23 protein-coding genes, 1 pseudogene and 2 riboswitches are annotated in these 23,791 nt (G+C 66.5%); of the genes and pseudogenes, 16 read left to right on the top strand and 8 right to left on the bottom strand.

Annotated features, from left to right (window positions below; all coding sequences use genetic code 11):
* Positions 1-341 precede the first annotated feature (341 nt).
* Complete coding sequence (locus PCJ49_RS01370) at positions 342-1,382, top strand: LacI family DNA-binding transcriptional regulator (protein WP_269909362.1); 1,041 nt, start codon at positions 342-344, stop codon at positions 1,380-1,382.
* Between the two features lie 10 nt (positions 1,383-1,392).
* Here PCJ49_RS01370 and PCJ49_RS01365 read toward each other — a convergent pair whose 3' ends face one another.
* The gene (locus tag PCJ49_RS01365) at positions 1,393-2,589 is read right to left on the bottom strand and encodes an MFS transporter (RefSeq protein ID WP_269909361.1); all 1,197 of its coding nucleotides are present in this window, start codon (positions 2,587-2,589) and stop codon (positions 1,393-1,395) included.
* 317 nt (positions 2,590-2,906) lie between these two features.
* Here PCJ49_RS01365 and PCJ49_RS01360 point away from each other — a divergent pair, with 317 nt between their 5' ends.
* The 4 genes from PCJ49_RS01360 (at position 2,907) to PCJ49_RS01345 (ending at position 7,432) form a co-directional block, all read left to right on the top strand.
* Complete coding sequence (locus tag PCJ49_RS01360) at positions 2,907-4,367, top strand: aldehyde dehydrogenase (protein ID WP_269909360.1); 1,461 nt, start codon at positions 2,907-2,909, stop codon at positions 4,365-4,367.
* Between the two features lie 28 nt (positions 4,368-4,395).
* The gene (locus tag PCJ49_RS01355; protein ID WP_089287276.1) at positions 4,396-5,202 is read left to right on the top strand and encodes a p-hydroxycinnamoyl CoA hydratase/lyase; all 807 of its coding nucleotides are present in this window, start codon (positions 4,396-4,398) and stop codon (positions 5,200-5,202) included.
* A gap of 130 nt (positions 5,203-5,332) precedes the next feature.
* The gene (locus PCJ49_RS01350) at positions 5,333-6,874 is read left to right on the top strand and encodes an AMP-binding protein (RefSeq protein WP_269909359.1); all 1,542 of its coding nucleotides are present in this window, start codon (positions 5,333-5,335) and stop codon (positions 6,872-6,874) included.
* Between the two features lie 75 nt (positions 6,875-6,949).
* A complete protein-coding gene (locus PCJ49_RS01345; protein WP_269909358.1) occupies positions 6,950-7,432 on the top strand; it encodes a MarR family transcriptional regulator in 483 nt (160 codons plus the stop codon).
* Between the two features lie 6 nt (positions 7,433-7,438).
* Here PCJ49_RS01345 and PCJ49_RS01340 read toward each other — a convergent pair whose 3' ends face one another.
* Complete coding sequence (locus PCJ49_RS01340; RefSeq protein ID WP_269909357.1) at positions 7,439-7,762, bottom strand: hypothetical protein; 324 nt, start codon at positions 7,760-7,762, stop codon at positions 7,439-7,441.
* An 88-nt stretch (positions 7,763-7,850) separates the two neighbouring features.
* Between PCJ49_RS01340 and zigA the strand changes: the two genes are divergently transcribed.
* Positions 7,851-9,062 (top strand): zinc metallochaperone GTPase ZigA, encoded by a 1,212-nt coding sequence (gene zigA / locus PCJ49_RS01335; RefSeq protein ID WP_269909356.1) that lies wholly within the window; start codon positions 7,851-7,853, stop codon positions 9,060-9,062.
* Positions 9,059-9,742, top strand: coding sequence for a DUF1826 domain-containing protein (locus PCJ49_RS01330; RefSeq protein WP_269909355.1), 684 nt, complete (start codon positions 9,059-9,061; stop codon positions 9,740-9,742). The genes zigA and PCJ49_RS01330 overlap by 4 nt, the downstream gene beginning before the upstream one ends.
* Before the next feature lie 4 nt (positions 9,743-9,746).
* Here PCJ49_RS01330 and PCJ49_RS01325 read toward each other — a convergent pair whose 3' ends face one another.
* The 5 genes from PCJ49_RS01325 to PCJ49_RS01305 form a co-directional block, all read right to left on the bottom strand.
* Positions 9,747-10,103, bottom strand: a complete 357-nt coding sequence (locus PCJ49_RS01325; protein WP_269909354.1) for a hypothetical protein — start codon at positions 10,101-10,103, stop codon at positions 9,747-9,749.
* Positions 10,084-10,605, bottom strand: a complete 522-nt coding sequence (locus tag PCJ49_RS01320) for a DUF3299 domain-containing protein (protein WP_269909353.1) — start codon at positions 10,603-10,605, stop codon at positions 10,084-10,086. The genes PCJ49_RS01325 and PCJ49_RS01320 overlap by 20 nt, the downstream gene beginning before the upstream one ends.
* Before the next feature lie 15 nt (positions 10,606-10,620).
* Positions 10,621-11,937: an ABC transporter permease gene (locus PCJ49_RS01315; RefSeq protein ID WP_269909352.1), complete on the bottom strand. Its 1,317-nt coding sequence runs from the start codon at positions 11,935-11,937 to the stop codon at positions 10,621-10,623.
* Positions 11,934-12,596 (bottom strand): ATP-binding cassette domain-containing protein, encoded by a 663-nt coding sequence (locus PCJ49_RS01310; protein WP_269909351.1) that lies wholly within the window; start codon positions 12,594-12,596, stop codon positions 11,934-11,936. Before PCJ49_RS01310 ends, PCJ49_RS01315 begins: the two co-directional genes overlap by 4 nt.
* A gap of 295 nt (positions 12,597-12,891) precedes the next feature.
* On the bottom strand, positions 12,892-13,509 hold the full coding sequence (locus tag PCJ49_RS01305; protein WP_269909350.1) for a HupE/UreJ family protein: 618 nt from the start codon (positions 13,507-13,509) through the stop codon (positions 12,892-12,894).
* 35 nt (positions 13,510-13,544) lie between these two features.
* A riboswitch (cobalamin riboswitch) is annotated at positions 13,545-13,767 on the bottom strand.
* A gap of 45 nt (positions 13,768-13,812) precedes the next feature.
* A riboswitch (cobalamin riboswitch) is annotated at positions 13,813-14,058 on the top strand.
* Between the two features lie 116 nt (positions 14,059-14,174).
* On the opposite strand from PCJ49_RS01305, the gene PCJ49_RS01300 reads away from it, so the two are divergent.
* From PCJ49_RS01300 to PCJ49_RS01260, 9 genes and pseudogenes are all read left to right on the top strand, one after another.
* Entirely contained in the window at positions 14,175-14,591 is a 417-nt protein-coding gene (locus PCJ49_RS01300) for a DUF1636 domain-containing protein (RefSeq protein ID WP_269909349.1), read from the top strand.
* A 12-nt stretch (positions 14,592-14,603) separates the two neighbouring features.
* Positions 14,604-15,638 (top strand): cobalamin biosynthesis protein CobW, encoded by a 1,035-nt coding sequence (cobW, locus tag PCJ49_RS01295; RefSeq protein WP_269909348.1) that lies wholly within the window; start codon positions 14,604-14,606, stop codon positions 15,636-15,638.
* Positions 15,639-15,644: 6 nt separating this feature from the next.
* A complete protein-coding gene (gene cobN / locus PCJ49_RS01290; RefSeq protein ID WP_269909347.1) occupies positions 15,645-18,908 on the top strand; it encodes a cobaltochelatase subunit CobN in 3,264 nt (1,087 codons plus the stop codon).
* On the top strand, positions 18,905-20,098 hold the full coding sequence (locus PCJ49_RS01285) for a hypothetical protein (RefSeq protein WP_269909346.1): 1,194 nt from the start codon (positions 18,905-18,907) through the stop codon (positions 20,096-20,098). The genes cobN and PCJ49_RS01285 overlap by 4 nt, the downstream gene beginning before the upstream one ends.
* Positions 20,088-20,174: pseudogene (gene cobH, locus PCJ49_RS01280) on the top strand (precorrin-8X methylmutase); the annotation flags it as partial. The gene PCJ49_RS01285 and the pseudogene cobH, both read left to right, overlap by 11 nt.
* 1 nt (position 20,175) lies before the next feature.
* Positions 20,176-20,913 (top strand): hypothetical protein, encoded by a 738-nt coding sequence (locus PCJ49_RS01275; RefSeq protein ID WP_269909824.1) that lies wholly within the window; start codon positions 20,176-20,178, stop codon positions 20,911-20,913.
* Positions 20,903-21,532 (top strand): precorrin-8X methylmutase, encoded by a 630-nt coding sequence (locus PCJ49_RS01270; protein ID WP_269909345.1) that lies wholly within the window; start codon positions 20,903-20,905, stop codon positions 21,530-21,532. The genes PCJ49_RS01275 and PCJ49_RS01270 overlap by 11 nt, the downstream gene beginning before the upstream one ends.
* Entirely contained in the window at positions 21,529-22,281 is a 753-nt protein-coding gene (locus PCJ49_RS01265) for a precorrin-2 C(20)-methyltransferase (RefSeq protein ID WP_269909344.1), read from the top strand. The genes PCJ49_RS01270 and PCJ49_RS01265 overlap by 4 nt, the downstream gene beginning before the upstream one ends.
* Positions 22,278-23,042, top strand: a complete 765-nt coding sequence (locus tag PCJ49_RS01260; protein ID WP_269909343.1) for a precorrin-3B C(17)-methyltransferase — start codon at positions 22,278-22,280, stop codon at positions 23,040-23,042. The genes PCJ49_RS01265 and PCJ49_RS01260 overlap by 4 nt, the downstream gene beginning before the upstream one ends.
* Here the strand turns inward: PCJ49_RS01260 and PCJ49_RS01255 are convergent.
* Positions 23,009-23,788, bottom strand: coding sequence for a cobalt-precorrin-6A reductase (locus tag PCJ49_RS01255; protein WP_269909342.1), 780 nt, complete (start codon positions 23,786-23,788; stop codon positions 23,009-23,011). The two genes, PCJ49_RS01260 and PCJ49_RS01255, sit on opposite strands and share 34 nt — an antisense overlap.
* Positions 23,789-23,791 lie beyond the last annotated feature (3 nt).

Below are 23,791 nucleotides of genomic sequence, written 5' to 3'. Positions count from 1 at the left end.
AAAATCACTATTTCCGGTTTACCTGTATCTCAGCGCATAGAGGGGCTGCCCGCGAAGGGTCAGCCCCTTCGGACGGCGAAAATGCTCTCACACACGTTTCAACTCCCCGCCTGGCCCCGTTATCGGGGTCTCATGCATCGCCGGGACAGGTTGATGACAACGTTGTCCCGCACTATATGTTTGCCGGCTGGTGACCGGAATTGTTACCTAGCACCATTTAGTGAACGGAGCAACCGAAAATGTCCATCGTTGTCCCCATTTTTCGTTCTTAAATTACCTAAACATATTTATCAGAGCAATATGATGATAAAAATCCCCACCAATCCGCAACGGGAGCGGCTGTGACCAAGCCAACAATCCATGATGTGGCGCGGGCCGCCGGCGTCTCCATCAAAACCGTCTCCCGTGTGCTGAACGGGGAGCCGAAAGCCAGCGCCGCCACGCGGGAAAAGGTGATGGAGGCGGTCAGTGCACTGAATTACTCACCAAACCTTTCCGCGCGCAGCCTTTCAGGCTTGCGGAATTACATGATGGCCTTCGTGCTGGGCGGGGAAGCCGAGAAGCCCTCTCTGTCCTTGCAGAATGAATATATCGCTGCCTTGCAGGTGGGGGCGGTGACGGCAGCAAAGGAGGCCGGTTATCACCTGCTGGTGGAACCGCTGGGCATGGCTGCGGAAGGGTTCAAGGAACGGGCACGGCGGATGATCGCCATGCCGGCGGTGGATGGCTTCATCTTCATGCCGGGCCTGGCGGATCATCCGGATATGCTGGAACTGCTGATCCAGCGGCCCGGCACCTATGTCCGGGTCAGCCCAGGCCGGGACGTGCCATCATTACCGGCCACCGTGCGAATCAACGATTATCAAGCCGCCTTCGATATGACCCGCCATCTGCTGGATCTGGGGCACCGGCGCATCGCCTTTGTGCAGGGCCTGCCCGGCTATGGCTCGGCGGAATTGCGGTTCGAGGCCTTCCGCGATGCCATGGCACAGGTCGGCGGACATGATCCGGCTTTGCTGCGCCCCGGTGCCTATAGCCTGCAAAGCGGGCGGGAAGCGGCGGAATCGCTTTTATCCTTGCCGACACTCCCCACCGCCATCTTTGCCGCCAATGATGCCATGGCCATGGGCGTGATGGCGGTGGCACATCGCCGGGGTATCCGGGTACCTGATCAGCTTTCCGTTGCCGGGATCGATGATATCCCGATGGCGGCCGCCGTCTGGCCGACCCTGACAACGGTGCGGCAGCCGCTGACGGCCATGGGGGCGGCGGCGGCACAGTATATCATCGCGCGGTCCCAGGGCCGGCATGACACGCCGCCGCCCGCCACCTTCCGGCATGAACTGGTGGTGCGGGAATCAACCGCACCACCGCAAGGCTGACGGCTGCGTGTCAGGCTGTCGCCATCCGGCCCCGCAGGGTCATGATGGCGGCAGCCCCACCTGCCGAGAGCACCACCGGCACCATGCAGAGCGCCACCCCGGCAGGGCCCCAGCCCTGCCCCAGCAGATGGCCGGCGACCAGCGGGCCGGCAATGGAACCCAGGCGTCCCACGGCAATCGCCGCCCCCGTCGCCAGACCCCTTATCTGCGCCGGGTAATAGAGCGGGATGATGCCATAGAGCGAATATTGCGCCCCCAGCAGGAAGAAACCGGCCAGACCGGCATAGGCCAGCACCGGCACGATATTATCCGCCTGGGACAGACCGAACAGGGAGAGCGCGACGCAGGGATAGGCCAGGATGATCGGAATGCGGGCGCCATAGCGGTCAACAAGCGCGCCGATGATCAGCGATCCGGCAACAGAACCAACATTGAAGGCAAAGGCCGCCTGTGCCCCGGCCCCGGCCCCCAACCCCTTGGCGGAAACCAGGGAAGGCAGCCAGTTCAGCAGCAGATACAGCACCAGCAGCGTCATGCCGAAGGTGAACCAGGCCAGCGCCGTGATCAACCCGCGACCATCACGGAACAAATCCACCGGGCCGGCAGCACTCTGCGCGGCCTTCGGCGCCGGATTGCTGGCCGGCATCAACCAGATCATGGCCGGGATCAGCAGTAGGGGGGCAACGCCGCCGGCCAGGAAGATGCTGTGCCAGCCATATTCCTTCAACAGGCTAGCGGCGAACAGGGCGGCCAGGGCACCGCCCACCGGCATCCCGCTGAACATCATGGTGATGGTGCGGGTACGCCGTTCCGGCGGGGCCATTTCAATGGCTACCGCAATCAGGCTGGGCATCGCCGCCCCCATGCCGGCCCCGGCGAACAGCCGGTAGAGGCTGAGGGCCACCGGCCCGTTGGCCACCAGCGTGGCCAGGGTGAACAGGCCGAAAATGGCGACACAGGCCAGCAGCAGCGGCTTGCGCCCCATCCGGTCGGCCAGCCAGCCGCCCGTCAGCGCGCCGCCCACCAGCCCGACCATGCCGGCACCGAACACCAGACCGGCCTGACCGGGCGTCAAGCCCAGATCGGGGATCAGATAGGGGGCGGCCACGCCGATGGCCTGGATATCAAATCCTTCCAGCAGCGCGATCAGGAAACAAAGGAAAACGGTGACGGCGCTGAAACGCGGCGCCGCGTCTTTCACGTGCATGGGGAACCTCCCGGGTCCGTCCCGTCTGTGCCGACGGGTTGCTTGATCATTGAGAAGCAGCCTAACAGAGTTCGTTACAGCTTATAATCATTAATTTGTTGCATCCTTACCCAACAACGCCATTCTCATGATGGATTACGTCAAAAATGACCGAACCCTGCCGCTTCGGCGAGGTACGTAAGGCCGCAGAGCAATATGATCCGCTAAGGGCGAAATAAGCTGCGGCCGGCAAACAATCCCCTTGCGGCGTTAATAGTTATAGTTCATAACATAATTCACTTGAGGCCGAATGGCCCATGGACGGGAGGATGTGAGCAATGGCACCCAATCTTGATGCCGCCCTGCTGATTGGCGGGCAATCCTTGCAGGCCGCCGATGGCCGCAGCTTTACCCGCCGCAACCCGCTGACGGGGGAGGTGGCCAGCACGGCCGCCGCCGCTAGTCTCAGCGATGCAGCGGCAGCAGCGGAAGCGGCAGCAGCCGCCTTCCCCGCTTGGTCGGAAACCGGCCCCAATGCGCGCCGTGTCCTGCTGTTGAAGGCGGCGGATGCGCTGACGGCGCGGATGCCGGATTTTGTTGCCGCCATGGCCAATGAAACCGGCGCCACCGCCGGCTGGGCTGGCTTCAACGTCACGCTGGCCGCCTCCATGCTGCGCGAAGCCGCCTCGCTGACCACCCAGATCAATGGGGAGGTGATCCCGTCCGACAAGCCGGGCTGCATCGCCATGGCGGTGCGCCAGCCGGTTGGCGTGATCCTGGGCATCGCGCCGTGGAATGCGCCGGTGATCCTGGGCGTGCGGGCCATCGCCACGGCGCTGGCCTGCGGCAATACGGTGATCCTGAAAGCATCTGAACTCTGCCCCCGCACCCATGCGCTGATCGGCGCTTCCCTGGCCGATGCCGGTTTCCCGGCCGGCGTGGTCAATGTGCTGACCAACGCACCGGAAGATGCCGGGGCCATCGTTGGCGCACTGATCGATCATCCGGCGGTGCGGCGGATCAATTTCACCGGCTCCACCCGCGTGGGCCGCATCATCGCCGAGCGGGCGGGCCGCAATCTGAAGCCGGCCCTGCTGGAACTGGGCGGCAAGGCCCCCTTCCTGGTGCTGGACGATGCCGATCTGGACGAGGCGGTGAAGGCCGCCGCCTTTGGCGCCTTCTTCAATTCCGGCCAGATCTGCATGTCCACCGAACGTATCGTGGTGGATAACAAGGTGGCGGATGATTTCGTCGCCAAGTTCGCCGCCAAGGCTGCCACCCTGGTGGCAGGCGACCCGCGCCAGGGCAATACGCCGCTGGGCTCCGTGGTGGACCCCCATGCGGTGACCAGCATTCAGGCGCTGATCGATGATGCCGTGTCGAAGGGCGCCAAGCTCTATCAGCCGCACGCCACCCAGGGCACGCTGATGTCGGCCACCATTCTGGACCATGTCACCCCAGAAATGCGGATTTACGGGGAGGAAAGTTTCGGCCCCGTCACCACCATCGTGCGGGTGGATGGGGAAGATGCGGCGGTGACCACCGCCAACGATACTGAATATGGCCTGTCGGCTGCCATTTTCACCCGCGATGCCGCGCGCGGCCTGCGGCTGGCCCGCCGTATCCAGTCCGGCATGTGCCATGTCAATGGCGCCACCGTGCATGATGAGGCGCAGATGCCCTTCGGCGGCGTCAAGGATAGCGGCTATGGCCGGTTCGGCGGCAAGGCCGGCATCGACAGTTTCACCGAGCTGCGTTGGATCACCCTGGAAACCAAGCCGGGCCACTTCCCGATCTGACACCACAATTCTGATAAGGACAAAAAAAATGAGCGACACGGTTGCTTTCGACGTTGTGGACGGCATCGCCTGGGTCCGTTTCAACCGCCCGGACAAGCGCAATTGCATGAGCCCGACCCTGAACCGCCGCATGATGGAGGTTCTGGACGAGCTGGAATACCGCCAGGATGTCGGTGTTCTGGTGCTGTCGGGTGAGGGTACTGCCTGGTCTGCCGGCATGGACCTGAAGGAATATTTCCGCGAGACGGAAGCCAAGGGGCTGGGCGCTACCCGTCAGGCCCAGCGGGAGGCCTATGGCTGGTGGCGGCGCCTGCGCTGGTACCAGAAGCCGACCATCGCCATGGTCAATGGCTGGTGCTTTGGCGGCGGTTACGGCCCGCTCTATGCCTGCGATCTGGCCATTGCCTCGGAAGAGGCGAAGTTCGGCCTGTCGGAAATCAACTGGGGCATTCTGCCGGGCGGTGGTGCGACCAAGGTGGTGGTCGACCTGATCCCCCTGCGCGACGCCATGTACCATGCCCTGACCGGCGAGGCGATCGATGGCCGCAAGGCTGCCGAATGGCGTCTGGTCAACGAAGCGGTGCCGGCCGATCAGTTGAAGGACCGGGTGACGGCCCTGGCCAAGGTGCTGCTGGAAAAGAACCCGGTTGCCCTGAAGGCCACCAAGGATGCCGTGCGCCGGGTCAAGGAAATGACCTACGACAATGCCGAGGATTATCTGGTCCGCGCGCAGGAAGCGGCCAATTCCTACGACAATGACGGGCGCAAGGAAGGCATCCGCCAGTTCATTGACGAGAAGAGCTACAAGCCGGGCCTGGGCGCCTACAAGCGCTAAGGAAAGTCCAAGGGGCGGCGGGTCATGCCGCCGCCCCCCGGTTTTGTCATTTGCATTTTTGCCCCACGCTTCCCCAACCGGCACCCAAGACCGGGCCAGACAAATACCCGCCCCCAGGGAGAAACACCCCATGATCCCCCCCGCCCCCACTGCCGGCTGGCCCGCCCCTGATCCGGTCGCCTTTCAGGCCGCCATGCGGCCTTCGGCTTTGGCGCTGGTTGATCTGGTGAGCGGGCGGCGTTTCACCTATGCCGATCTGGATGCCACCATCAACCGCTGCGCCCAATGGCTGCTGGCGACGCTGGGGGATGCCAATGGGCAGCGCGTCGCCGTGCTGGGCCGCAATGATGTGGCCATGCCCATCCTGCATCTGGCCGCCGCCCGGGTGGGGGCCATTTTCGTGCCGCTGAACTGGCGGCTGACCGTGCCGGAACTGGCTTACCAGATCGGCGACTGCACCCCCTCCCTGTTGCTGGCTGATGCGGAATTCCGCAGCGCCGCCGATCAGGCCGCCGCCGACCAGCCGCAGACGCGTGTGTTAAATCTGGCCAAGGCGGCGACCGAATGGGAAAGCCAGCCGGCCACCAGGCCCCACTGTTTCCCGCAGGCCAATCAGCCCTCCACCCTGCTATACACCTCCGGCACCTCTGGCCGGCCGAAGGGCGCGCTGCTGACGGAGGCGAATGCCTTCTTCACCGCCGTCAATTTCGGCATGATGAACAAGATCACCGCTGATTCCGTGGTGCTGTGCGACATGCCGCTGTTCCATGTCGTCGGCCTGCTGACCATGACGCGCACCCCGCTGACCCAGGGCGGCACGCTGTTGATGTCGCGCGGATTCGAGCCGGCGGTGACGCTGGCGCGGCTGGCCAATCCGGCTTTGGGGATCACCCACTATATGTGCGTGCCGCAGATGGCGCAGACCCTGCGCCAGCACCCGGATTACCGGGCCGATGTGCTGGCGCGGCTGACCGCCTTCTGCACCGGCGGCGCGCCGATGCCGACCTCTCTGATTCAGCGCTTTGTCGATGAAGGCATTACTGTCGCCGACGGTTATGGGATGAGCGAGGCGGGAACCGTACTGGGGATGCCAGTGGGGGACTGCGCCCGCATCGCCGCCAAGGCCGGTTCCGCCGGCCTGCCGGCCCCGGTCCTGCGGGTGCGGCTGGTGGATGATGAGGGCCAGGACGTGCCCGAAGGGGCCGTTGGGGAGCTGTGGATCAACGGCCCCAACCTGTCGCCCGGTTACTGGAACCGGCCGGAACTGCCGACATTGGCCCAACAAGGCGGCTGGCTGCGCACGGGCGATGCGGCGCGGCGCGATGCTGACGGGTTCTATTATCTCGTCGACCGCAAGAAGGACATGTACATTTCCGGCGGCGAGAACGTGTATCCGGCAGAAGTTGAAGGCGCCATCCTGGAGCTCGACGCCGTGGCGGAAGTCGCCGTTGTCGGCATTCCGGACGAAAAATGGGGAGAGGTCGGCTGGGCCTTCATCGTCCCCCGCAGCGGCCACAGCCTGACCGCCGAAACAGTGATGGGCCATCTGGATGGCCGTCTGGCCCGCTATAAACGGCCGCAAAAGGTGGTGTTGTGCGAAACCCTGCCCCGCACGGGGTCCGGCAAGGTGCAAAAACATCTGCTGCGCAGCCAAGTTTTGCCTCCCCCGTGAAGCGACCGCTCGAAATCCACGCGCCATGCCTGTAACTTGGGCAACACGGAAGTGTAAAGTGCGGGAAAGAGAAGCATGGTTATGGATGATCAGGGGCGTTCGAACGGGGTCGATATGTCGGCGCTGCACTCTTCCGTCGGGTACCGGTTGCGCCGCGCACAGATCGCGGCGTTCAACCTGTTCATCCAGTTTATGGCAGAGGTGGATATTCGCCCCACCCAGTTCGCCATTCTGACCGTGGTGCGTGACAATCCCGGCCTCAGCCAGTCACAGATCAGCGACGCGCTGGGGCTGAAACGGGCCAATCTGGTGCCGTTGCTGGATGCGCTGGAAGGGCGCGGCCTGCTGGTCCGCTCCCCCTCCCCGGCCGACCGGCGTTCCTATTGCCTGCACCTGACGCCGGACGGGCAGGAACGGATGAAGGAATTCCAGGCCCGGCATGATGCCTATGAAGCGGAATTATCCTCCCAACTCGGGCCCGCCGGACGGGGTGCTTTGCTGTCGCTGCTGGATGGTATCCAACTGGTGGCCAACAGTAATGGCGATGGGGAAGAGTAAAAACCCTTATCCCCGGTAAGGGTCCGTCCGGGGCAGCTGTGCGGCCCGCTGTAACGCCCGGCCGGTGATGAAATCCCGCAAGGCACGGGGGATGCGGTCGCGGCTGGACCAGCGCAGCACCGTGCGGCTGGCGCTGAGCCATTCCAGCGCCACCTCCCGCCCATTCTCATAGCGGTGCTGGTCCATTTCCGTCATCGCATCCAGCCGGCGATAATCCAGCGGCAGGCCCCGCATCGCCTCGGTAAAACCATCATGAAAGGCACGGTGGGCCGCCACCACGCGGGCCACCCGCCAGCTTCGCGCGCCATGAATATTGTCGTTGGGTGCCATCGGTCGATCCGGTGGAGGGATGTTGCGCTGACAAGATACGTTACGTTATAACATACGCAAGATATTTTGACGCGATCTGGATACCCCCATGGACAAGCGCCTGCCCGTCACCGTGCTTTCCGGCTTTCTTGGTGCCGGTAAAACCACCCTGCTGAACCATGTTCTCAACAACCGCGAGGGTTTGCGCGTCGCCGTCATCGTCAATGACATGGGCGAGGTGAATATCGATGCCGATCTGGTGCGCGATGGCGGCAACCTTTCCCACACGCAGGAAAAGCTGGTGGAGATGAGCAATGGCTGCATCTGCTGCACCCTGCGTGACGATCTGCTGCTGGAGGTGCGGCGGCTGGCGGCGGAACGGCGGTTCGATTATCTGCTGATTGAAAGCACCGGCATTTCCGAACCGCTGCCCGTCGCCGCCACCTTCGATTTCCGTGATGAGGCTGGCGATAGCTTGGCCGACGTGGCGCGGCTGGATACGATGGTCACGGTGGTCGATGCGGTGAACCTGCTGCGCGACTACGCCTCCACCGATTTTCTGCGCGACCGGGGCCAGTCGCTGGGGGAGGAGGATGGCCGCGCCCTGGTCAACCTGCTGGTTGATCAGATTGAGTTTGCCGACGTGATCGTGCTGAACAAGATCGACACGGCCACGCCCGAGCAACTGGACCTAGCCCGCAAGATCATCCGCGCCCTGAACCCGGATGCGGTGCTGCTGGAAACCTCCCGCGGGCGGGTGCCCTTGCAACAGGTGCTGGATACCGGTCGTTTCGATTACGAAAAGGCCCAGGAACATCCGCTCTGGTTCAAGGAACTGTACGGGTTCAAGGATCATCAGCCGGAAACGCTGGAATATGGCATTTCCAGCTTCGTCTATCGCGCCCGCCGCCCCTTCCACCCGCAGAAATTCTTCAATTTCATTCAGCGGGAATGGCCAAACGTCTTGCGTTCCAAGGGTCATTTCTGGTTGGCAACAAGGCCGGAATGGGTGGGCGAGTTGGGACAGGCCGGCGCCCTGGTCCAGCATGAGGCAATGGGGTTCTGGTGGGCCGCCGTGCCGAAGGAACGCTGGCCGGACGATCCGGACTATCGCCGTTCCATCACCCGCAACTGGCACCCCGTCTATGGCGACCGGCGGCAGGAGATTGTCTTCATCGGCACCGGCATGGATGAAGCGGATATCCGCCGCCAGTTGGATGCCTGCCTGATCGGGGATGAAGGGGCAACGGAACTCGATCTGGCCACTTGGCGCAAGCTGCCGGACCCGTTCCCGCGCTGGAAGCGGACGGGTGAGGCATGATGGCATTGTCGCTTCCCCTGACCGCCGCCGCTAGCACCCTTGCCCATGGCGGCGGCGTGGTGCGCGGCGCTGATCCGGCGGTGCTGGCTTGCGTGGGCCATGCCGATACGGCCCTGGCCCTGTGGGAACGGCCGATGCCGGACCTGATGCGCTGCCTTGCCGCCCTGCCGACCAGCCGTCTGCCCAGCGGGCGGGTGCTGGTGCGGCTGGACGATGCGCCCGCCGCCCTGACCCGGCTGCTGGGCGAAAGCCCGCTCGGCGATGCGCCGCTGACCCAGGCCCTGCTGACGGATATGCTGGACCTGACGCAGCGTTTCGCCACCATCGCCCGGACCGACCGGGTGGATATCAGGCTGGACAAGCTGGCGCATAATGCCTGCTGGAAATTCCACCGCGACCATGTGCGGCTGCGCCTGCTGGCCACATATCGCGGGCCGCAGACCCAGATCGTACCGCCCAGCCACAGTGCTTGGGCGATGACGGCCCAACGCGCCTATCAGGGGCCGCTGGAAGAGCTGGCACCGGGCACGGTGGCCCTGTTCAAGGGCGCCTGTGCGGCGGATGATTGCGGCATCGTCCACCGCTCTCCCCCCATCGCCGGCACCGGGATCACCCGGCTGCTATTCTGCCTGAACCTGCCGTCTGAGGCGTCACCACCGCCATGGGAGGAGACGCCGTGAGGCGTCAATGGCAGTAAAAGGTGCCGTCCGGGTTGGGGTGGCAACATTGCAACCCGGCGCTCTGCGTTGCCATGCGGGCGCGGTAGAGTTCCATGGCGCGCTGGCGCAACTCCCCCGGCTTGGTCTGCGGGTTGGCAGCGGCAGCGGCAGCCTCTTCCTCTGCCTTTTTCGCGGCGGCTTCCGCCTCCTGCACCCGTCTGGCGGCGGCCTCCAGGTCGGGCATCCCGCAATCCATATTCTCATACATCTTGCCGCAACCGATTTCCTGCGCCGCCGCCGGCAGCGCCATGCCAGCCGTCAAGGCCAGGATCAGGGCGGCACCGGCCAGCAGGGGCAAACGGTCAGGACGTGGGCACGACACGGGCATTCTCCAGATGGTAATAGATGCCGTTTTCATCCTCCGCCGACAGGCGCAGGGTGCCTTCCAGCTTGATCTGCTCCAGGGTGGCTGTCACCGGGTCGGTGGCGTCCACCTGGATCAGATCGGCCGGGCCCGGCGGCGGGCAGAAGGGACAGGACGGCGCCAGAGAGGATAGCAGGAATTTCCGGCTCTTGTCCGACGTATCCAGCGGCAGGAAGAATCCCGCCACGGTGAAGGGCTTGCCATCCAGGGCCGCCACCTCCTTGCCGAACAGGGCGACAGGGCGGGAGACCTGTTTGATGATCTTGTCCACCTCCCGCACATTGGCGATGCGGTCCCAACCCAGCGTGGCGCGGGGGATGGCGCCCGGCTGGTTGGCATCACTCGCCTTGGCGGCCAGATTGGGGTCTTTCACCTCTTTGAAGGCCGACGCTGTGCCGGCACCGGCCAGCATCAACAACCCGCCCAGGGCCAACCCCGCCCAACGCTTGCATCCAGCCATAACCCGCACACTCCCTCAGCGTTGCGCCAACATGCGCGCCACATCCCCGCGATAGGCCCGGATTGCCGGCAGCAACGCCGCCAGCAGCGCCGTGCCCAGCGCCAAAGCCAGCGGCCAGAGATCGACCAGCCCCATCGACGGCACCGCCAGCCCCAGGTCACGCGCCTGGGCGGAGAAGCGACCCATCAGCACCATCCCCAGATGGGCAAGCCCGAAGCCCAGTAAAGCCCCTGCCCCGCCAACCAGCAATGCCTCTGTCAATATCTGGCCCAGGATGCGCGACCGGGTGGCCCCCAGCGTGCGCATGATCGCCAGATCATATCGGCGTTCCTGCAACGAATTGGCAAGGGCGATGAAGGTGCCAAGGGCAGCCGCCAGCACCAGCACCCCGCCAAACAGCTTCATCGTATCCACCCCGATCCCCAGCAGGGAGCGCAGGCGCAGCATCTCCGTCGCCGGGCTGGCCGCCTGCATGTCGGTGCCGGTATTGATCTCCCGCGGCAGGCGGGCGGCGGCCAGCGGCGTGGCATAGCGCACCAGCAGGGCCGTCACCTCCCGGTGCGGCTCATGGCCCGGCTCTTCCTTGGCATCATGATCATGGTCGTGGTCTTCATCATGATCCGCCCCGGCCATGGCATGGTCGTGATCATGGTCATGATCGCCATCGGCGTCCCCATCCTCGTCATGATCATCGCCATCATGATGATGATGGTGGTGATGCTCATGCACGGCCCAGACACTGGCCACCGGGGTCAGCACCAGCCGGTCCAGCACACTGCCGGTGGGGGCCAGAATGCCCACCACCTTGTAGGGGGCAAAGGAATGCACCTCCCCACCCGCCGTCAGGCCGTGGCTGCCGGCAAAGCTGTCGCCAATTTTCAGGCCGGCTGTGGCCGCCGCCGTGGCCCCCAGCACGGCTTCCATCGGCTGGGCGAAGAGCTGACCCTGGGCCAGCTTGCCGCCATAATGGTCGATATAGGCGGGTTCCGTGCCGACGATGCGATAGCCCTGGTAATTATCGCCCAGCGCCACCGGCACCACTTCGCGCACCAGCCGGTTGGCACGCAGGGTGTCCAGCGCCGACAGCGGCACATTGCCCGTCGGCGTATCGATATGCAGCAGGGCGGACATCACCAGTTGCAGCGGGCTGCCCTTGGCCCCCACCACCATGTCGAAACCGGCGACATCGCGGGCCAACCGATCCTCGATCCGCCGGTCCAGCATCAACAGAAAGCTGATGGTGGCCACACCCAGGGCCAGCAGCAGCAGGTTCAACAGGCTGGTCAGCGCCCGCTGGCGCAGATAGGCCAGGCTGAGGGTGAGCATGTTCATGCTGCCATCCCTTCCGGCTTGGTCAGGCGCAGGGCCACCGGCACCCGCACCGTCAACCGCTGGTCATGCGTGGCGATCAGCAGGGTGGCACCGCTCAGATCGGCCTGCTGCAACAGCAGGTCCAGGGCGGCGGCGCAATTCTCATCATCCAGCGCGCTGGTCGGCTCGTCCGCCAGCAGCAGGGCCGGGCGGTTTACCAGGGCGCGGGCCACCGCCACCCGCTGGCGTTCCCCCTGCGACAGGTCGGACGGGCGGGCCTTGGCCCGGTCCCCCAGCCCGACGCGGGAGAGCAGTTCCTTGATCACCGCCTCATCCACCGCATGACCGGCCAGCGTCTGGGCCAGCCGCAGATTGTCGGCGATGGTCACCGCCTCGATCAAATGAAGTTGCTGGAAAACGATGCCGATATGCTGGGCCCGTAACCGATCCAGCCCCGCGGGGCCCAACTGGCGCATATCCTGGCCCAGCAGCTTGAAACTGCCCGCCATCACCGGCAACAGCCCCGCCAGCAGGTTCAGCAGCGTGGTCTTGCCGCTGCCGCTGGGGCCCAGCAGCAGACCATGCTGCCCCTTGGCCAGATGCAGCGCCGGAACAGACAGGATATCCCGCCCGCCAATGGAATGGCGCAGATTGTCAATTTCGATCAGGGCATCGGCCATGGCCACCGCTCTCCCGCCTTGCCGTGGGTAAACTCGCTTCGATTTATACATTATAACATAACAAAACAATGCGACAGAAAAGGCCGGGCGCTATGGGAGCGGCCCGGCCTTGAGTGACATATCCGTTCACCCCTTCCCCGTCATCCCGGCGCAAGCCGGGACCCAGGGGCAACGCGCCCCACCTTTCAGCCGGATCAATCAACAGGCGTTGACGTCGATCTTGTGGCCCTAGGTCCCGGCTTTCGCCGGGATGACGGGGAGGAAGCGCTGACACACAAAATACTGGAACAGTTTTTCAAACCTGCGTCGCCAGCACCGCCAGCCCGACCAGGGCCACCAAACCGCCCGCCAAACGCGGGAACAGGCCGGCGATCCAGGCGCGGTTGCGCAGGGCCAGCGCCGCCCCCACGGCAATGAGGGACTGAATCACCGCGAGACCCAGCAGATATGACGCAATCGGCGTCGCCTCCGCACCATAGATCGACTCGCCATAGGCATAGCCATGGAACAGGCCGGCAAAGGCGAACAAGGCGGCCCAGAATGCGACCGGCAGCTTGCGCCCGCTGGCAATCACACTGCCGGCCGTCAGCACCGACAGCGCCACCAGCAGTTCGGATGCCGGCAGGTTGACACCCGCCACATGCAGCCCCACGCCAATGCAGGAGATCGCAACGAACAGCACCGGCAGCAGCAGCGGCAGGCCGGCGGCGGCCACGGCCAGACCGGCGGCCAGGGTGAAGGCCAGATGGTCCAGCCCGATCACCGGATGGCCCAGGCCGGACAGCAGCCCCTGCATGAAGGTGGCCGGCAGCTTGCCATCCATCATGTGATGGGCATGGGCCGGCAGCGTGGCGATCAGGCTGGCCGCCAGGGCGGCACCGCAGCCAGCGGTGCAGCGGAATTGAAACGACATACTTCCTCCTCTTACGTCCTCCCTCCGAGGACGGTTGCGGCTATGGTTCCAGCGGCAGGTCTCCTGGCTTGCGGCTGATGGCGCGTCAGGTCCGCCTTCCCGGTTTTCAAGCATGAAAACCAGTGGCCTGAATGGACCGAACGCTCGCCGCACACAGTTGCGGGGGCAGCCGCGGCTTGTAACCGGATGGGGTCCGGCCGACCGCGTTCCCTTTTCATGCCGGTATTGAATCCGGCAACCGTTGGAATGCGCCGCCACTATGGGGCCAAGCCGGGATGATTGACAAGCGCCTCTGCCATCCGGTCTATTGCCAATTGCGCCGGTCGTCGGCCGGGCCTGTGCAACCCGGTCGGCGTTAAAAGGGAACACGGACCTGATGTTTTGCCCAATCCGATAAGCGGGACGGGCACATCGGCGACCGTGGCTGCCCCCGCAACTGTGTGTGGCGAGCCTGTTTCATCCAGGCCACTGGTTCTTTACCGGAACCGGGAAGGCGGAACAGGTGATGACCCATGAGCCAGGAGACCTGCCGCGCGTCAGGGACGGTTTCGGGCGGGGTGCCCCGGTGCCGGTCGGCCAGCTTTCTGCCTGCGCCGATGGAGCCGCCTTGATCGCGGTGCTTCCCTGTCCGGCATCCCTGGAAAGAACGGCCGGATACGGGGAAGATGACCGACCAGATGATGATTGCAGCAGATGCCGGGCCGGTTCGGCCCGTGGTGTCCGTCTGCCGTTCCTGCCGGGGGCCTGATGCGCCGCCGGACTTGGCCCCCGACCAACGACCGGGGGCCGTGCTGGCGCGCGGCCTGTGCGACAGCCAGCCCAATGACGTGGCGGTGCAGGTGGTGGATTGCCTGGGCAACTGCAACCGTGGCCCGTCGGCCGCGCTGCAATGTGCCGGGCGCTGGCAATATCTGTTCGGGGAGATTGACCCGGCCAGCGGCCCCGCCGACCTGCTGGCCGCCGCCCGGCTGCTGGCGGAATCGCAGGATGGGTTGCTGCCCTGGCGCACCCGTCCGCCCGCCCTGAAAAAGGGGCTGATCGCCCGCCTGCCCGCCTTCCCCGCCCCCATCGCTGCCGGTTGAAAGTCCAAAACCATGAGCAATCTCAACAAGGTGCCCTGCACCATCATCACCGGCTTTCTGGGTGCCGGCAAAACCACCCTGGTGCGCCACCTGCTGGGCAATGCCGGCGGGCGGCGGCTGGCGGTGATCGTCAATGAATTCGGCGATGTCGGCGTGGATGGTGCGCTGTTGAAGGGCTGTGGGGATGAGACCTGCCCGGATGAAAATATCGTCGAACTGGCCAATGGCTGCCTGTGCTGCACCGTGGCCGATGATTTTGCGCCCACGCTGGATGTGCTGCTGTCCCGCCAGCCGGCGGTCGAGCATATCCTGATTGAAACCAGCGGTCTGGCCCTGCCCAAACCGCTGGTGCAGGCCTTCAACTGGCCGGCGATCAAGGGCAGGGTGACGGTGGATGCCGTGGTGGCCGTGGTGGATGGTGCTGCCCTGGCCGATGGTCAGGTGGCCGGCGATCTGGCCGCCCTGGAAAGCCAGCGCGCCGCCGACCCGGCGCTGGACCATGACAACCCGCTGGAAGAGGTGTTTGGCGACCAGATTGCCTGTGCCGATCTGGTGGTGCTGACCAAGGATGATTTGCTGGACGCGGCGGGCCAGGCCCGCGCCCGTGCCGCCGTGGAACGCGCCCTGCCGCGCGGTGTCGGCATCATCCCTGCCGTGGAAGGAAGGGTTTCGCCTGACCTGCTGCTGGGCCTGGGGCTGGCGACGGAGCAGGATATCGAAAACCGCCGCACCCATCATGACGCGGAAGAAGACCATGATCATGATGATTTCGACAGCGTGGTCGTGCCCGTGCCGCCGCTGGCCGATGCCGCCGCTCTGACCGCCCGGATTGAGGCGCTGGCCCGTGACCATGGCATTCTGCGGGTGAAGGGCCATGTCGCCGTGGCCGGCAAGCCGATGCGGCTGGCCGTGCAGGCGGTGGGGGGCCGGGTGAACCAATATTATGACCGGCTGTGGGAGAAGTTTGAGGAACGGCAGGGCAAACTGGTCGCCATCGGGCTGCACGGGTTTGACCGCGCTGCCGTGGCCGCCCTTCTGGCCGGCTGATCCACCATGCATCTTCTGGCCACCAGCAGCGCCCTTCTGGATGAGCAATCGGCAGCCGTCGATATTGCCCAGCCGGTGGCCGACGTGCTGGTGGCCAGTTTTTCCGACAGCGACCTGCAATCACTGGGGGCGGCCCATGCCGCCGCTAGTGTGGGCTGGGGCCTGGGGCTGGTCAATCTGCGCGTGCTGGCGCACCCGATGTCAGTGGATTTGTGGCTGGACCGCACGGCCCGCCATGCCAAACTGATCGTGGTGCGGGTGCTGGGCGGGCTGGACTGGTGGCGCTATGGTGCTGAAAGTCTGGCCCAGCGCTGCCAGCGCCATGGCATCCAACTGGCCCTGCTGCCGGGGGAGGATCGGGACGATCCACGGCTGGCGGACCTGTCCACCCTGCCCGGCCCCGCTTTGTCCCGCCTGCTGGCCCTGTTCCGCGCCGGTGGCATGGCCAATGCCGACGGGTTGGTGCGGGGGATGGGCAGCCTGCTGGATGGCGGGAAGGATATTCCCGCTGCCGTGGCCGCCCCGCTGGTTGCCCCCTATGCCATGGCCGGCGACGGGTCGGCGGGGCGGGTGGTGGTATTGCTCTACCGCTCCCAGGTGCTGGCTGGGGATACCGCCCCGGCGGATATGCTGATCGAAAGGCTGGCGGGGGCGGGGGTGGCGGTCCATGCCTTCCACCTGCCAGGGCTGAAGGTGCCGGGGGTGGCCGACGCCCTGGCCGCCCACAACATTGGCCCGGTCGATCTGGTATTGACGCTGACGGCGTTTGGCGGTGGCGGCGACCTGCCCTTTGGCGATGCGCCCTTGTTACATCTGGTCAATGCCACCACCCTGCGTGATGCCTGGGCGGCATCGGATCGGGGCCTGGGCGCATCGGACCTTGCCATGCATGTGGTGCTGCCGGAAATTGATGGCCGGGTGCTAAGCGGGGCGATTGCCTTCAAACAGGCCGATGATGCCACCGCCGTGGCGCTCTCCCGCCCGGAACCGGCCTTGCTGGATCAGGTGGTGGAACGGGTGCTGGCCCGGCTGCGCCTGCGCCACACCCCGGCAGTTCAGCGCCGTCTGGTGATCCTGTTGCCCGATTATCCGGGGGCGGCGGGGCGGGAGGCTTATGCCGTGGGGCTGGATGTGCCGGCCAGCCTGCGCGCCATCATCAACCTGTTGCACGGCGCCGGCTGGCAGGCCGGGCCGCTGCCGGCAACGGACCGCGCCCTGTTGGATGGCATCATCCAGGGGGATGCCGCCGCCCACCTGCCCCTGTCCGCCTATCAGGCATGGCTGGATGCACACCCGGACGCCGCCCGCCGGATGCTGGAAGCCTGGGGGCCGCCGCAGGATGACCCGATATTCCGCGATGGGGCCTTCCATTTCCGCGCCCTGGCCTGCGGCCCGCACTGGCTGGCCCTGCCGCCCGAACGCGGGCGGTTTGATCAGCGCCGGGCCGATTACCATGATGTCAGCCTGCCGCCACGCCATGGGCTGATGGCCTTTTGCCACTGGATGCAGGCACAGGCACCCCACGCCCTGCTGCATCTGGGGGCGCATGGCACGCTGGAATGGCTGCCCGGCAAGGCCGTGGCGCTGACGCCGGATTGTTTCCCGGAACTGGCCATATCCGCCCTGCCGGTGATCTATCCCTTCATTCTGACCAATCCCGGTGAAGCGGCGCAGGCCAAACGCCGTCTGGCCGCCATCACCCCCGGCCACCTGCCCCCGCCGCTGGCGGAAGGCTCGCTGACCGGCCCGATGGCAGAGCTGGAACGGCTGGTGGAGGAATATGCCCAGGCCGATGGGGTGGACCCGCGCCGGCGCGACCGGCTGGGCAGCCTGATCCTGGATGAAGCCCGCGCCCAGGGCCTGCTTTCCACCCTTGGCCTGGAAAGCCAGGAGGGCGGGGAGGCACTGCGCCGCATCGATGCCTGGCTCTGTGACCTGAAAGACATGGCGCTGCAGGATGGCCTACACATCTATGGCCAAGCCCCGGCGGGGGCCGCACCTGAGATCATCGCCAGTGCGGCGGGCGAACGCGACGGGCTGTTGACCGCGCTGGCGGGCCGGCACCTGCCCCCCGGCCCGGCGGGGGCACCCGCTCGCGGGCGGCTGGATGTGCTGCCCAGCGGGCGCAACCTGTTCACCAGCGATCCCCGCACCCTGCCCACCCCCACCGCCTTTGCCCTGGCGCGCAAGGCCGCCGACGCGGTGATCCGCCTGCATTTGCAGGAAAAGGGGGAGATGCCGCGTCAGTTGGTGCTGGACCTGTGGGGCAGCGCCGGCTTGCGTACAGGCGGGGAGGAGGTGGCGCAGGTTCTGGCCTTCCTGGGCTGTCGCCCGCTGTGGGAACCGGCCACCGGCCGGGTACGCGGGGTGGAGGTGTTGCCCCCCGCCGTGCTGGATTGGCCGCGCGTGGATGTCACCTGCCGCCTGTCCGGCCTGTTCCGTGACCTGTTCCCGGCCCAGATCGCCCTGCTGGACAGCGCCATTCAGGCCGTGGCCGCCCGCGATGAAAGTGACGAGGATAATCCCCTGGCGGCCGCCGCGCGCGCCGGGGATGACCTGCTGCGCCTGTTCAGTTGCGCGCCGGGCCGCTATGGCAGCGGCATTGATGGCGCGCTCTCCGACCCCACCATCAACGCCGCCGATCTGGCGAGTGCTTATCTGGAGGCCGCCGGTTTTGCGCTGAAGGCGGATGGCGGCATGATCCCCGCCCCCGGTGCCTTCGCCCGGCGGGTCCAGGGGGCCGATCTGCTGGTGCATGGGGCGGACGATCCGCACCGCGACCTGTTGCAGGGCGGGGCCGATGCCAATTTCATCGGCGGTTTCGCGCTGGCGGCACGGGCCGATGCCGGGCTGATCGTGCTGGATACCAGCAACCCGGAACGGCCCCGCCCGCGCCCGCTGGCCGCCGCCTTGGCCCGCATCGTGCGCGGACGTGCGGCCCATCCCCGCCATATCCAGGGCCTGATGCGCCATGGTCCGCGTGGTGGGGCGGAAATGGCCGAAGCGGTGGACCGGCTGGCCGATTTTGCCCGCGCCACAAAGGGCCGGGGGCCGGATGGTGGGTCGCTGGTGGATGGGGTTTTGTTCGACCTGCTGTTCGATGCCTATCTGGCTGATCCCGCCGTGGCGGATTTCCTGGCGCGGGAAAACCCCGCTGCCGGGCGCGCCATCGCCGAAAGGCTGGACTGGCTGCGGCGGGATGGGCTGTGGCCCTGCCGCCGCAATGATCTTTCGCCCTTGTCCCGCTGGCTGGAAGGGGAAGCGGCATGAATAAACCCGCCCCCCGCCGCGACTGCCCCAGCTTGGCACGGCCCATGCGCACCGGCGATGGGCTGATGCTGCGCCTGACACCCATCGCCCCCATGCCAGCCGCCGCCTGGGCCGAACTGGCCGATGTGGCGGAAGGGCTGGGCAATGGGCTGATCGACCTGACATTGCGCGGGGCGGTGCAGGTGCGGGGGTTACGGGATGAAACGGTGGCGGCGGCCCAAGCGCGGCTGCTGGAAGCCGGTTTCGTGGAAAGCCGCCCAGTGCTGGCCACCGACCCGCTGGGGCCGGACGATCCCCGCGCCATGGGCGACAGCCACACCCTGGCCGCCCGGCTGGCCGATCTGCTGACCACCCACCCGCTGCCCCCCGGCCTGCCGCCCAAGGTGACAGTGGCGCTGGACGCGGCAGGCCGGCTGGACCAACTGACCGCCGACCTGCGCCTGCGCTGGGTGGGTGTGGATCAGCTATGGCTGATTGTGGGGGAGCAGGTTCTGGCCGAATGCCGGGCGGATGCCGGGCCGGCGCTGGTGCGGGATTATCTAGAGCGCTTGGCGCGGGCGGGGTGCCGGGGGATGGAGCTGAACGCCGCCGCTGCCCCAACATTGCCTTCCCCGCGAAAGCGGGGAACCAGGGGCAACACGCCCGACCTTTACGCCCCTGGCCCTTGGCCCCCCGCTTTCGCGGGGGAGGCAGCCATTGATAGCGCGACGGCGGTACGAAGCCACCCTCTCCCCCTCGGCCCTAAGACACGCGGCATTCATCTGCTGGCCCCCGCCTTCGGCGCGCTGACATCCGCGCAATTGCGGGAACTGCTGGCCATACCGGGCCTCACCGCGCTGCGGCCAGCGGCGGGACGGCGGCTGGCGGTGTGGGGGCAGCAGGGGGCAGGTTGCTTCCCGCCCTTCCTTGCCACCGACGATGCCGACCCACGGCTGGCCGTCACCGCCTGTCCGGGCGCACCTGCCTGCGGGTCGGCGCTCCGGCCCACGCGGGGGCTGGCAACGGCATTGGCAGCAGGGAATTATGGGGTGCTGCATCTGTCAGGCTGTGGCAAAGGCTGCGGGGCACCGGGGGATGGCACCGCACAGGCCATCGCCACGGCGGATGGTTGGGATTTGCAAGGGGATGATGTCAGCCGGCTTGCCGCCGGTCTGGCCGCCATGGGGGAAAGGCGAAACGATGCCTTATGAGTATGAAAAGGACGGGGCGGCCATTTACCGCCAGTCCTTCGCCACCATCCGGGCCGAGGCGGACCTGTCCCGCTTCGATGGGCAGTCAGCTATGGCTGATTGTGGGGGAGCAGGTTCTGGCCGAATGCCGGGCGGATGCCGGGCCGGCGCTGGTGCGGGATTATCTAGAGCGCTTGGCGCGGGCGGGGTGCCGGGGGATGGAGCTGAACGCCGCCGCTGCCCCAACATTGCCTTCCCCGCGAAAGCGGGGAACCAGGGGCAACACGCCCGACCTTTACGCCCCTGGCCCTTGGCCCCCCGCTTTCGCGGGGGAGGCAGCCATTGATAGCGCGACGGCGGTACGAAGCCACCCTCTCCCCCTCGGCCCTAAGACACGCGGCATTCATCTGCTGGCCCCCGCCTTCGGCGCGCTGACATCCGCGCAATTGCGGGAACTGCTGGCCATACCGGGCCTCACCGCGCTGCGGCCAGCGGCGGGACGGCGGCTGGCGGTGTGGGGGCAGCAGGGGGCAGGTTGCTTCCCGCCCTTCCTTGCCACCGACGATGCCGACCCACGGCTGGCCGTCACCGCCTGTCCGGGCGCACCTGCCTGCGGGTCGGCGCTCCGGCCCACGCGGGGGCTGGCAACGGCATTGGCAGCAGGGAATTATGGGGTGCTGCATCTGTCAGGCTGTGGCAAAGGCTGCGGGGCACCGGGGGATGGCACCGCACAGGCCATCGCCACGGCGGATGGTTGGGATTTGCAAGGGGATGATGTCAGCCGGCTTGCCGCCGGTCTGGCCGCCATGGGGGAAAGGCGAAACGATGCCTTATGAGTATGAAAAGGACGGGGCGGCCATTTACCGCCAGTCCTTCGCCACCATCCGGGCCGAGGCGGACCTGTCCCGCTTCGATGGGCAGGAGGCAGAGGTGGCCATCCGCATGATCCATGCCTGCGGCATGGTGGAAGCCGCACGCCATTTCGCCTTTGCCCCCGGTGCCGTGTCCCAGGCTGCCCAGGCCCTGCGTGCGGGTGCCCCCATCCTGTGCGATGCGGAAATGGTGGTACGTGGCGTCACCCGGTCCCGCCTGCCCGCCGATAACCGGGTGATATGCCACCTGCACCATGCGGATGTGCCGGGCTTGGCCGAACGGCTGGGCACCACACGGTCGGCGGCAGCGCTGGAGCTGTGGCGCGATGATCTGGCCGGCAGCGTGGTGGCCATCGGCAATGCCCCCACCGCCCTGTTTCACCTGCTGGAAATGCTGGAGGCGGGGGCACCCCAGCCGGCGGCCATCATCGGGATGCCGGTGGGCTTTGTCGGGGCCATGGAATCCAAGCAGGCCTTGATGGCGGTTGCCCCCGCCCTGCCCTGGCTGACCGTGGAGGGGCGGCTGGGCGGCAGCGCCATGACGGCAGCCGCCATCAATGCCCTGGCAGGGCTGACAGCATGACGGGGCGGCTTTATGGCGTGGGCACCGGCCCCGGCGACCCGGAATTGATGACGCTGAAGGCTGCCCGCCTGATCCGCGAGGCCCCCGTGGTGGCGCGCTTCTGCAAGGCGGGACGGCTGGGCAATGCCGGCACCACGGTGGCCGGCCTGATGCGCGCCGATGTGGTGGTGGAGGAACTCGCATATCCGGTGACGACCGAACTGCCGCTGCACAGCGATGCCTATCGCAGCCGCATCACGGCTTTTTATGAGGAATCCGCCGCCCGCATCGCCACCCATCTGGCCGCTGGGCGCGATGTGGTGGTACTGTCGGAGGGCGACCCGCTGTTCTACGGTTCCTACATGCATCTGCATCGAAGGCTGGCCGGGCGTTTCCCGGTGGAGGTGGTACCGGGTGTCACCGGCATGGCCGCCTGCTGGGCCGCCGCTGGGGTGCCAATCGCCCAGGGTGACGATGTGCTGTGCGTGTTGCCCGGCACGCTGGGGGAAGATGCGCTGGCCGAACGGCTGGCCGGGGCCGATGCCGCCGTGATCATGAAGGTGGGCGGCAACCTGCCGAAAATCCGCCGGGCGCTGGCCCGCGCCGGGCGGCTGGATGATGCGCTCTATGTCGAACGCGGCAGCCAGCCGGGGCAGAAGGTGATGACACTGGCGGAACGGGATGCCGATCTTCCCGCCCCCTATTTCTCCATCATCCTGCTGCCCGGCTGGCAGGATGTGGCATTGGCCCAGGCGGAGGCAGCGGAATGAGTGGCCATCTTGCCATTATCGGGCTGGGGCCCGGCCCCGCCGACCAGATCACCCCGCAGGCCGCCGCGGCCCTGGCGCGGGCCGACTGGCTGCTGGGCTATGGCCCCTATCTGGACCGGCTGCACCTCGCCCCCCACCAGCGCATCATCCCCACCGACAACCGGGAAGAAGCGGCCAGGGCCGCCCATGCCCTGCGGCTGGTGGCGGAGGAAGGGCGGCAGGTGGCGATGGTGACAGGCGGCGACCCCGGCGTGTTCGCCATGGCCGCCGCCGTGCTGGAACAGATGGAACAGGGGCCGCCAGCCTGGCGCATGGTGGATCTACAGATCATCCCCGGCATCACCGCCATGCTGGCCGTGGCCGCGCGCGTCGGCGCGCCCTTGGGGCATGATTTCTGCGCCATTTCGCTGTCGGACAATCTGAAACCCTGGTCGGTGATTGAAAACCGCCTGCGCGCCGCCGCCACGGGCGGGTTCGTCATGGCCTTCTATAACCCCCGCTCCAAGGCACGACCGCACCAGTTGGGCCAGGCCCTGGCCCTGCTGCGCGACCTGCTGCCCGGCACGGTGCCGGTGATTTTCGGCCGCGCCATCGGCAGGCCGGATGAAAACGTGATCTTCACCACGCTGGCGGCGGCTGACCCTGAACAGGTGGATATGTCCACCTGTGTGCTGATTGGCACGGCGGAAACCAGGGTGCTGGAACGGCCAGGGCTGGAACCGCTGGTCTATACCCCGCGATCCATCGCAGGGCCGGTTTGATGCAGCAGGCCCAGCACCCCCGCCACATTCTCCACCAGCATTCCTGCAGGCTTATCCGGGCGGGCGACCATGATGACGGGGATACCCAGTTGGCGCGCCGCATCCAGCTTGGCGCGGGCGGCCTCCCCCCCGCTATTCTTGGACAGGATATGGCTGATGCGGTGCTGGCGCAGCAGGGCCATTTCGCCGTCCAGGCTGAACGGCCCCCGGTCCAGCACACATTCCAGGTGCGGCAGGGGCAAGGGTGGGTCGATGGGGTCAACGCTGCGGATCAGGTAATGGTGCTGCGGGGCGGCCAGCAGGGGGGCCACCTCCTGCCGACCCAGGGTGACAAAGACGCGGGCGGCAGCCGGCCCCAGCGCCGCCACTGCCGCCGGCACATCGGCCACCATGCGCCAATCATCGCCGGCCTGAGCCTCCCAGCCGGGCCGATGGAGGGAGATCAAGGGCACCTCCGCCAGCCTCGCCGCCTGCACCGCATTGGCGGAAATGCGGGCGGCAAAAGGATGGGTGGCATCCACCAGCAGGCTGAACCCGCCTGCCCGCAGATAATCGGCCAGCCCCGCCGCCCCGCCAAAACCACCCACACGGGTGGGCACCGGCATGGCCAAGGGCGCCTTGGTGCGCCCGGCCAGCGACAATTCCACCCGCCTTCCCCCCTGTTCCGCCAATGCCTTGGCCAGCAGCCGGGCATCGGTGGTGCCGCCCAGGATCAGGATGGATGGGGCGGAATAAAGCGGGGGCATGGC

Source organism: Niveispirillum sp. BGYR6, from assembly GCF_027568365.1.
GTDB lineage: Bacteria > Pseudomonadota > Alphaproteobacteria > Azospirillales > Azospirillaceae > Niveispirillum.
This window is presented reverse-complemented; position numbering and strand designations above follow the sequence as displayed.

Coding starts and splice junctions, on each gene's coding strand:
- PCJ49_RS01340 (WP_269909357.1), bottom strand. CDS start 7,762: ATGGCACCCAACGACAATATTCATGGCGCGCGAAGCTGGCGGGTGGCC.
- PCJ49_RS01360 (WP_269909360.1), top strand. CDS start 2,907: ATGGCACCCAATCTTGATGCCGCCCTGCTGATTGGCGGGCAATCCTTG.
- PCJ49_RS01255 (WP_269909342.1), bottom strand. CDS start 23,788: ATGCCCCCGCTTTATTCCGCCCCATCCATCCTGATCCTGGGCGGCACC.
- PCJ49_RS01315 (WP_269909352.1), bottom strand. CDS start 11,937: ATGAACATGCTCACCCTCAGCCTGGCCTATCTGCGCCAGCGGGCGCTG.
- PCJ49_RS01285 (WP_269909346.1), top strand. CDS start 18,905: ATGAATAAACCCGCCCCCCGCCGCGACTGCCCCAGCTTGGCACGGCCC.
- PCJ49_RS01265 (WP_269909344.1), top strand. CDS start 21,529: ATGACGGGGCGGCTTTATGGCGTGGGCACCGGCCCCGGCGACCCGGAA.
- PCJ49_RS01345 (WP_269909358.1), top strand. CDS start 6,950: ATGGTTATGGATGATCAGGGGCGTTCGAACGGGGTCGATATGTCGGCG.
- PCJ49_RS01350 (WP_269909359.1), top strand. CDS start 5,333: ATGATCCCCCCCGCCCCCACTGCCGGCTGGCCCGCCCCTGATCCGGTC.
- PCJ49_RS01320 (WP_269909353.1), bottom strand. CDS start 10,605: ATGGCTGGATGCAAGCGTTGGGCGGGGTTGGCCCTGGGCGGGTTGTTG.
- PCJ49_RS01260 (WP_269909343.1), top strand. CDS start 22,278: ATGAGTGGCCATCTTGCCATTATCGGGCTGGGGCCCGGCCCCGCCGAC.
- cobN (WP_269909347.1), top strand. CDS start 15,645: ATGCATCTTCTGGCCACCAGCAGCGCCCTTCTGGATGAGCAATCGGCA.
- zigA (WP_269909356.1), top strand. CDS start 7,851: ATGGACAAGCGCCTGCCCGTCACCGTGCTTTCCGGCTTTCTTGGTGCC.
- PCJ49_RS01330 (WP_269909355.1), top strand. CDS start 9,059: ATGATGGCATTGTCGCTTCCCCTGACCGCCGCCGCTAGCACCCTTGCC.
- PCJ49_RS01300 (WP_269909349.1), top strand. CDS start 14,175: ATGACCGACCAGATGATGATTGCAGCAGATGCCGGGCCGGTTCGGCCC.
- PCJ49_RS01270 (WP_269909345.1), top strand. CDS start 20,903: ATGCCTTATGAGTATGAAAAGGACGGGGCGGCCATTTACCGCCAGTCC.
- PCJ49_RS01275 (WP_269909824.1), top strand. CDS start 20,176: ATGGGCAGTCAGCTATGGCTGATTGTGGGGGAGCAGGTTCTGGCCGAA.
- PCJ49_RS01305 (WP_269909350.1), bottom strand. CDS start 13,509: ATGTCGTTTCAATTCCGCTGCACCGCTGGCTGCGGTGCCGCCCTGGCG.
- cobW (WP_269909348.1), top strand. CDS start 14,604: ATGAGCAATCTCAACAAGGTGCCCTGCACCATCATCACCGGCTTTCTG.
- PCJ49_RS01310 (WP_269909351.1), bottom strand. CDS start 12,596: ATGGCCGATGCCCTGATCGAAATTGACAATCTGCGCCATTCCATTGGC.
- PCJ49_RS01365 (WP_269909361.1), bottom strand. CDS start 2,589: ATGCACGTGAAAGACGCGGCGCCGCGTTTCAGCGCCGTCACCGTTTTC.
- PCJ49_RS01355 (WP_089287276.1), top strand. CDS start 4,396: ATGAGCGACACGGTTGCTTTCGACGTTGTGGACGGCATCGCCTGGGTC.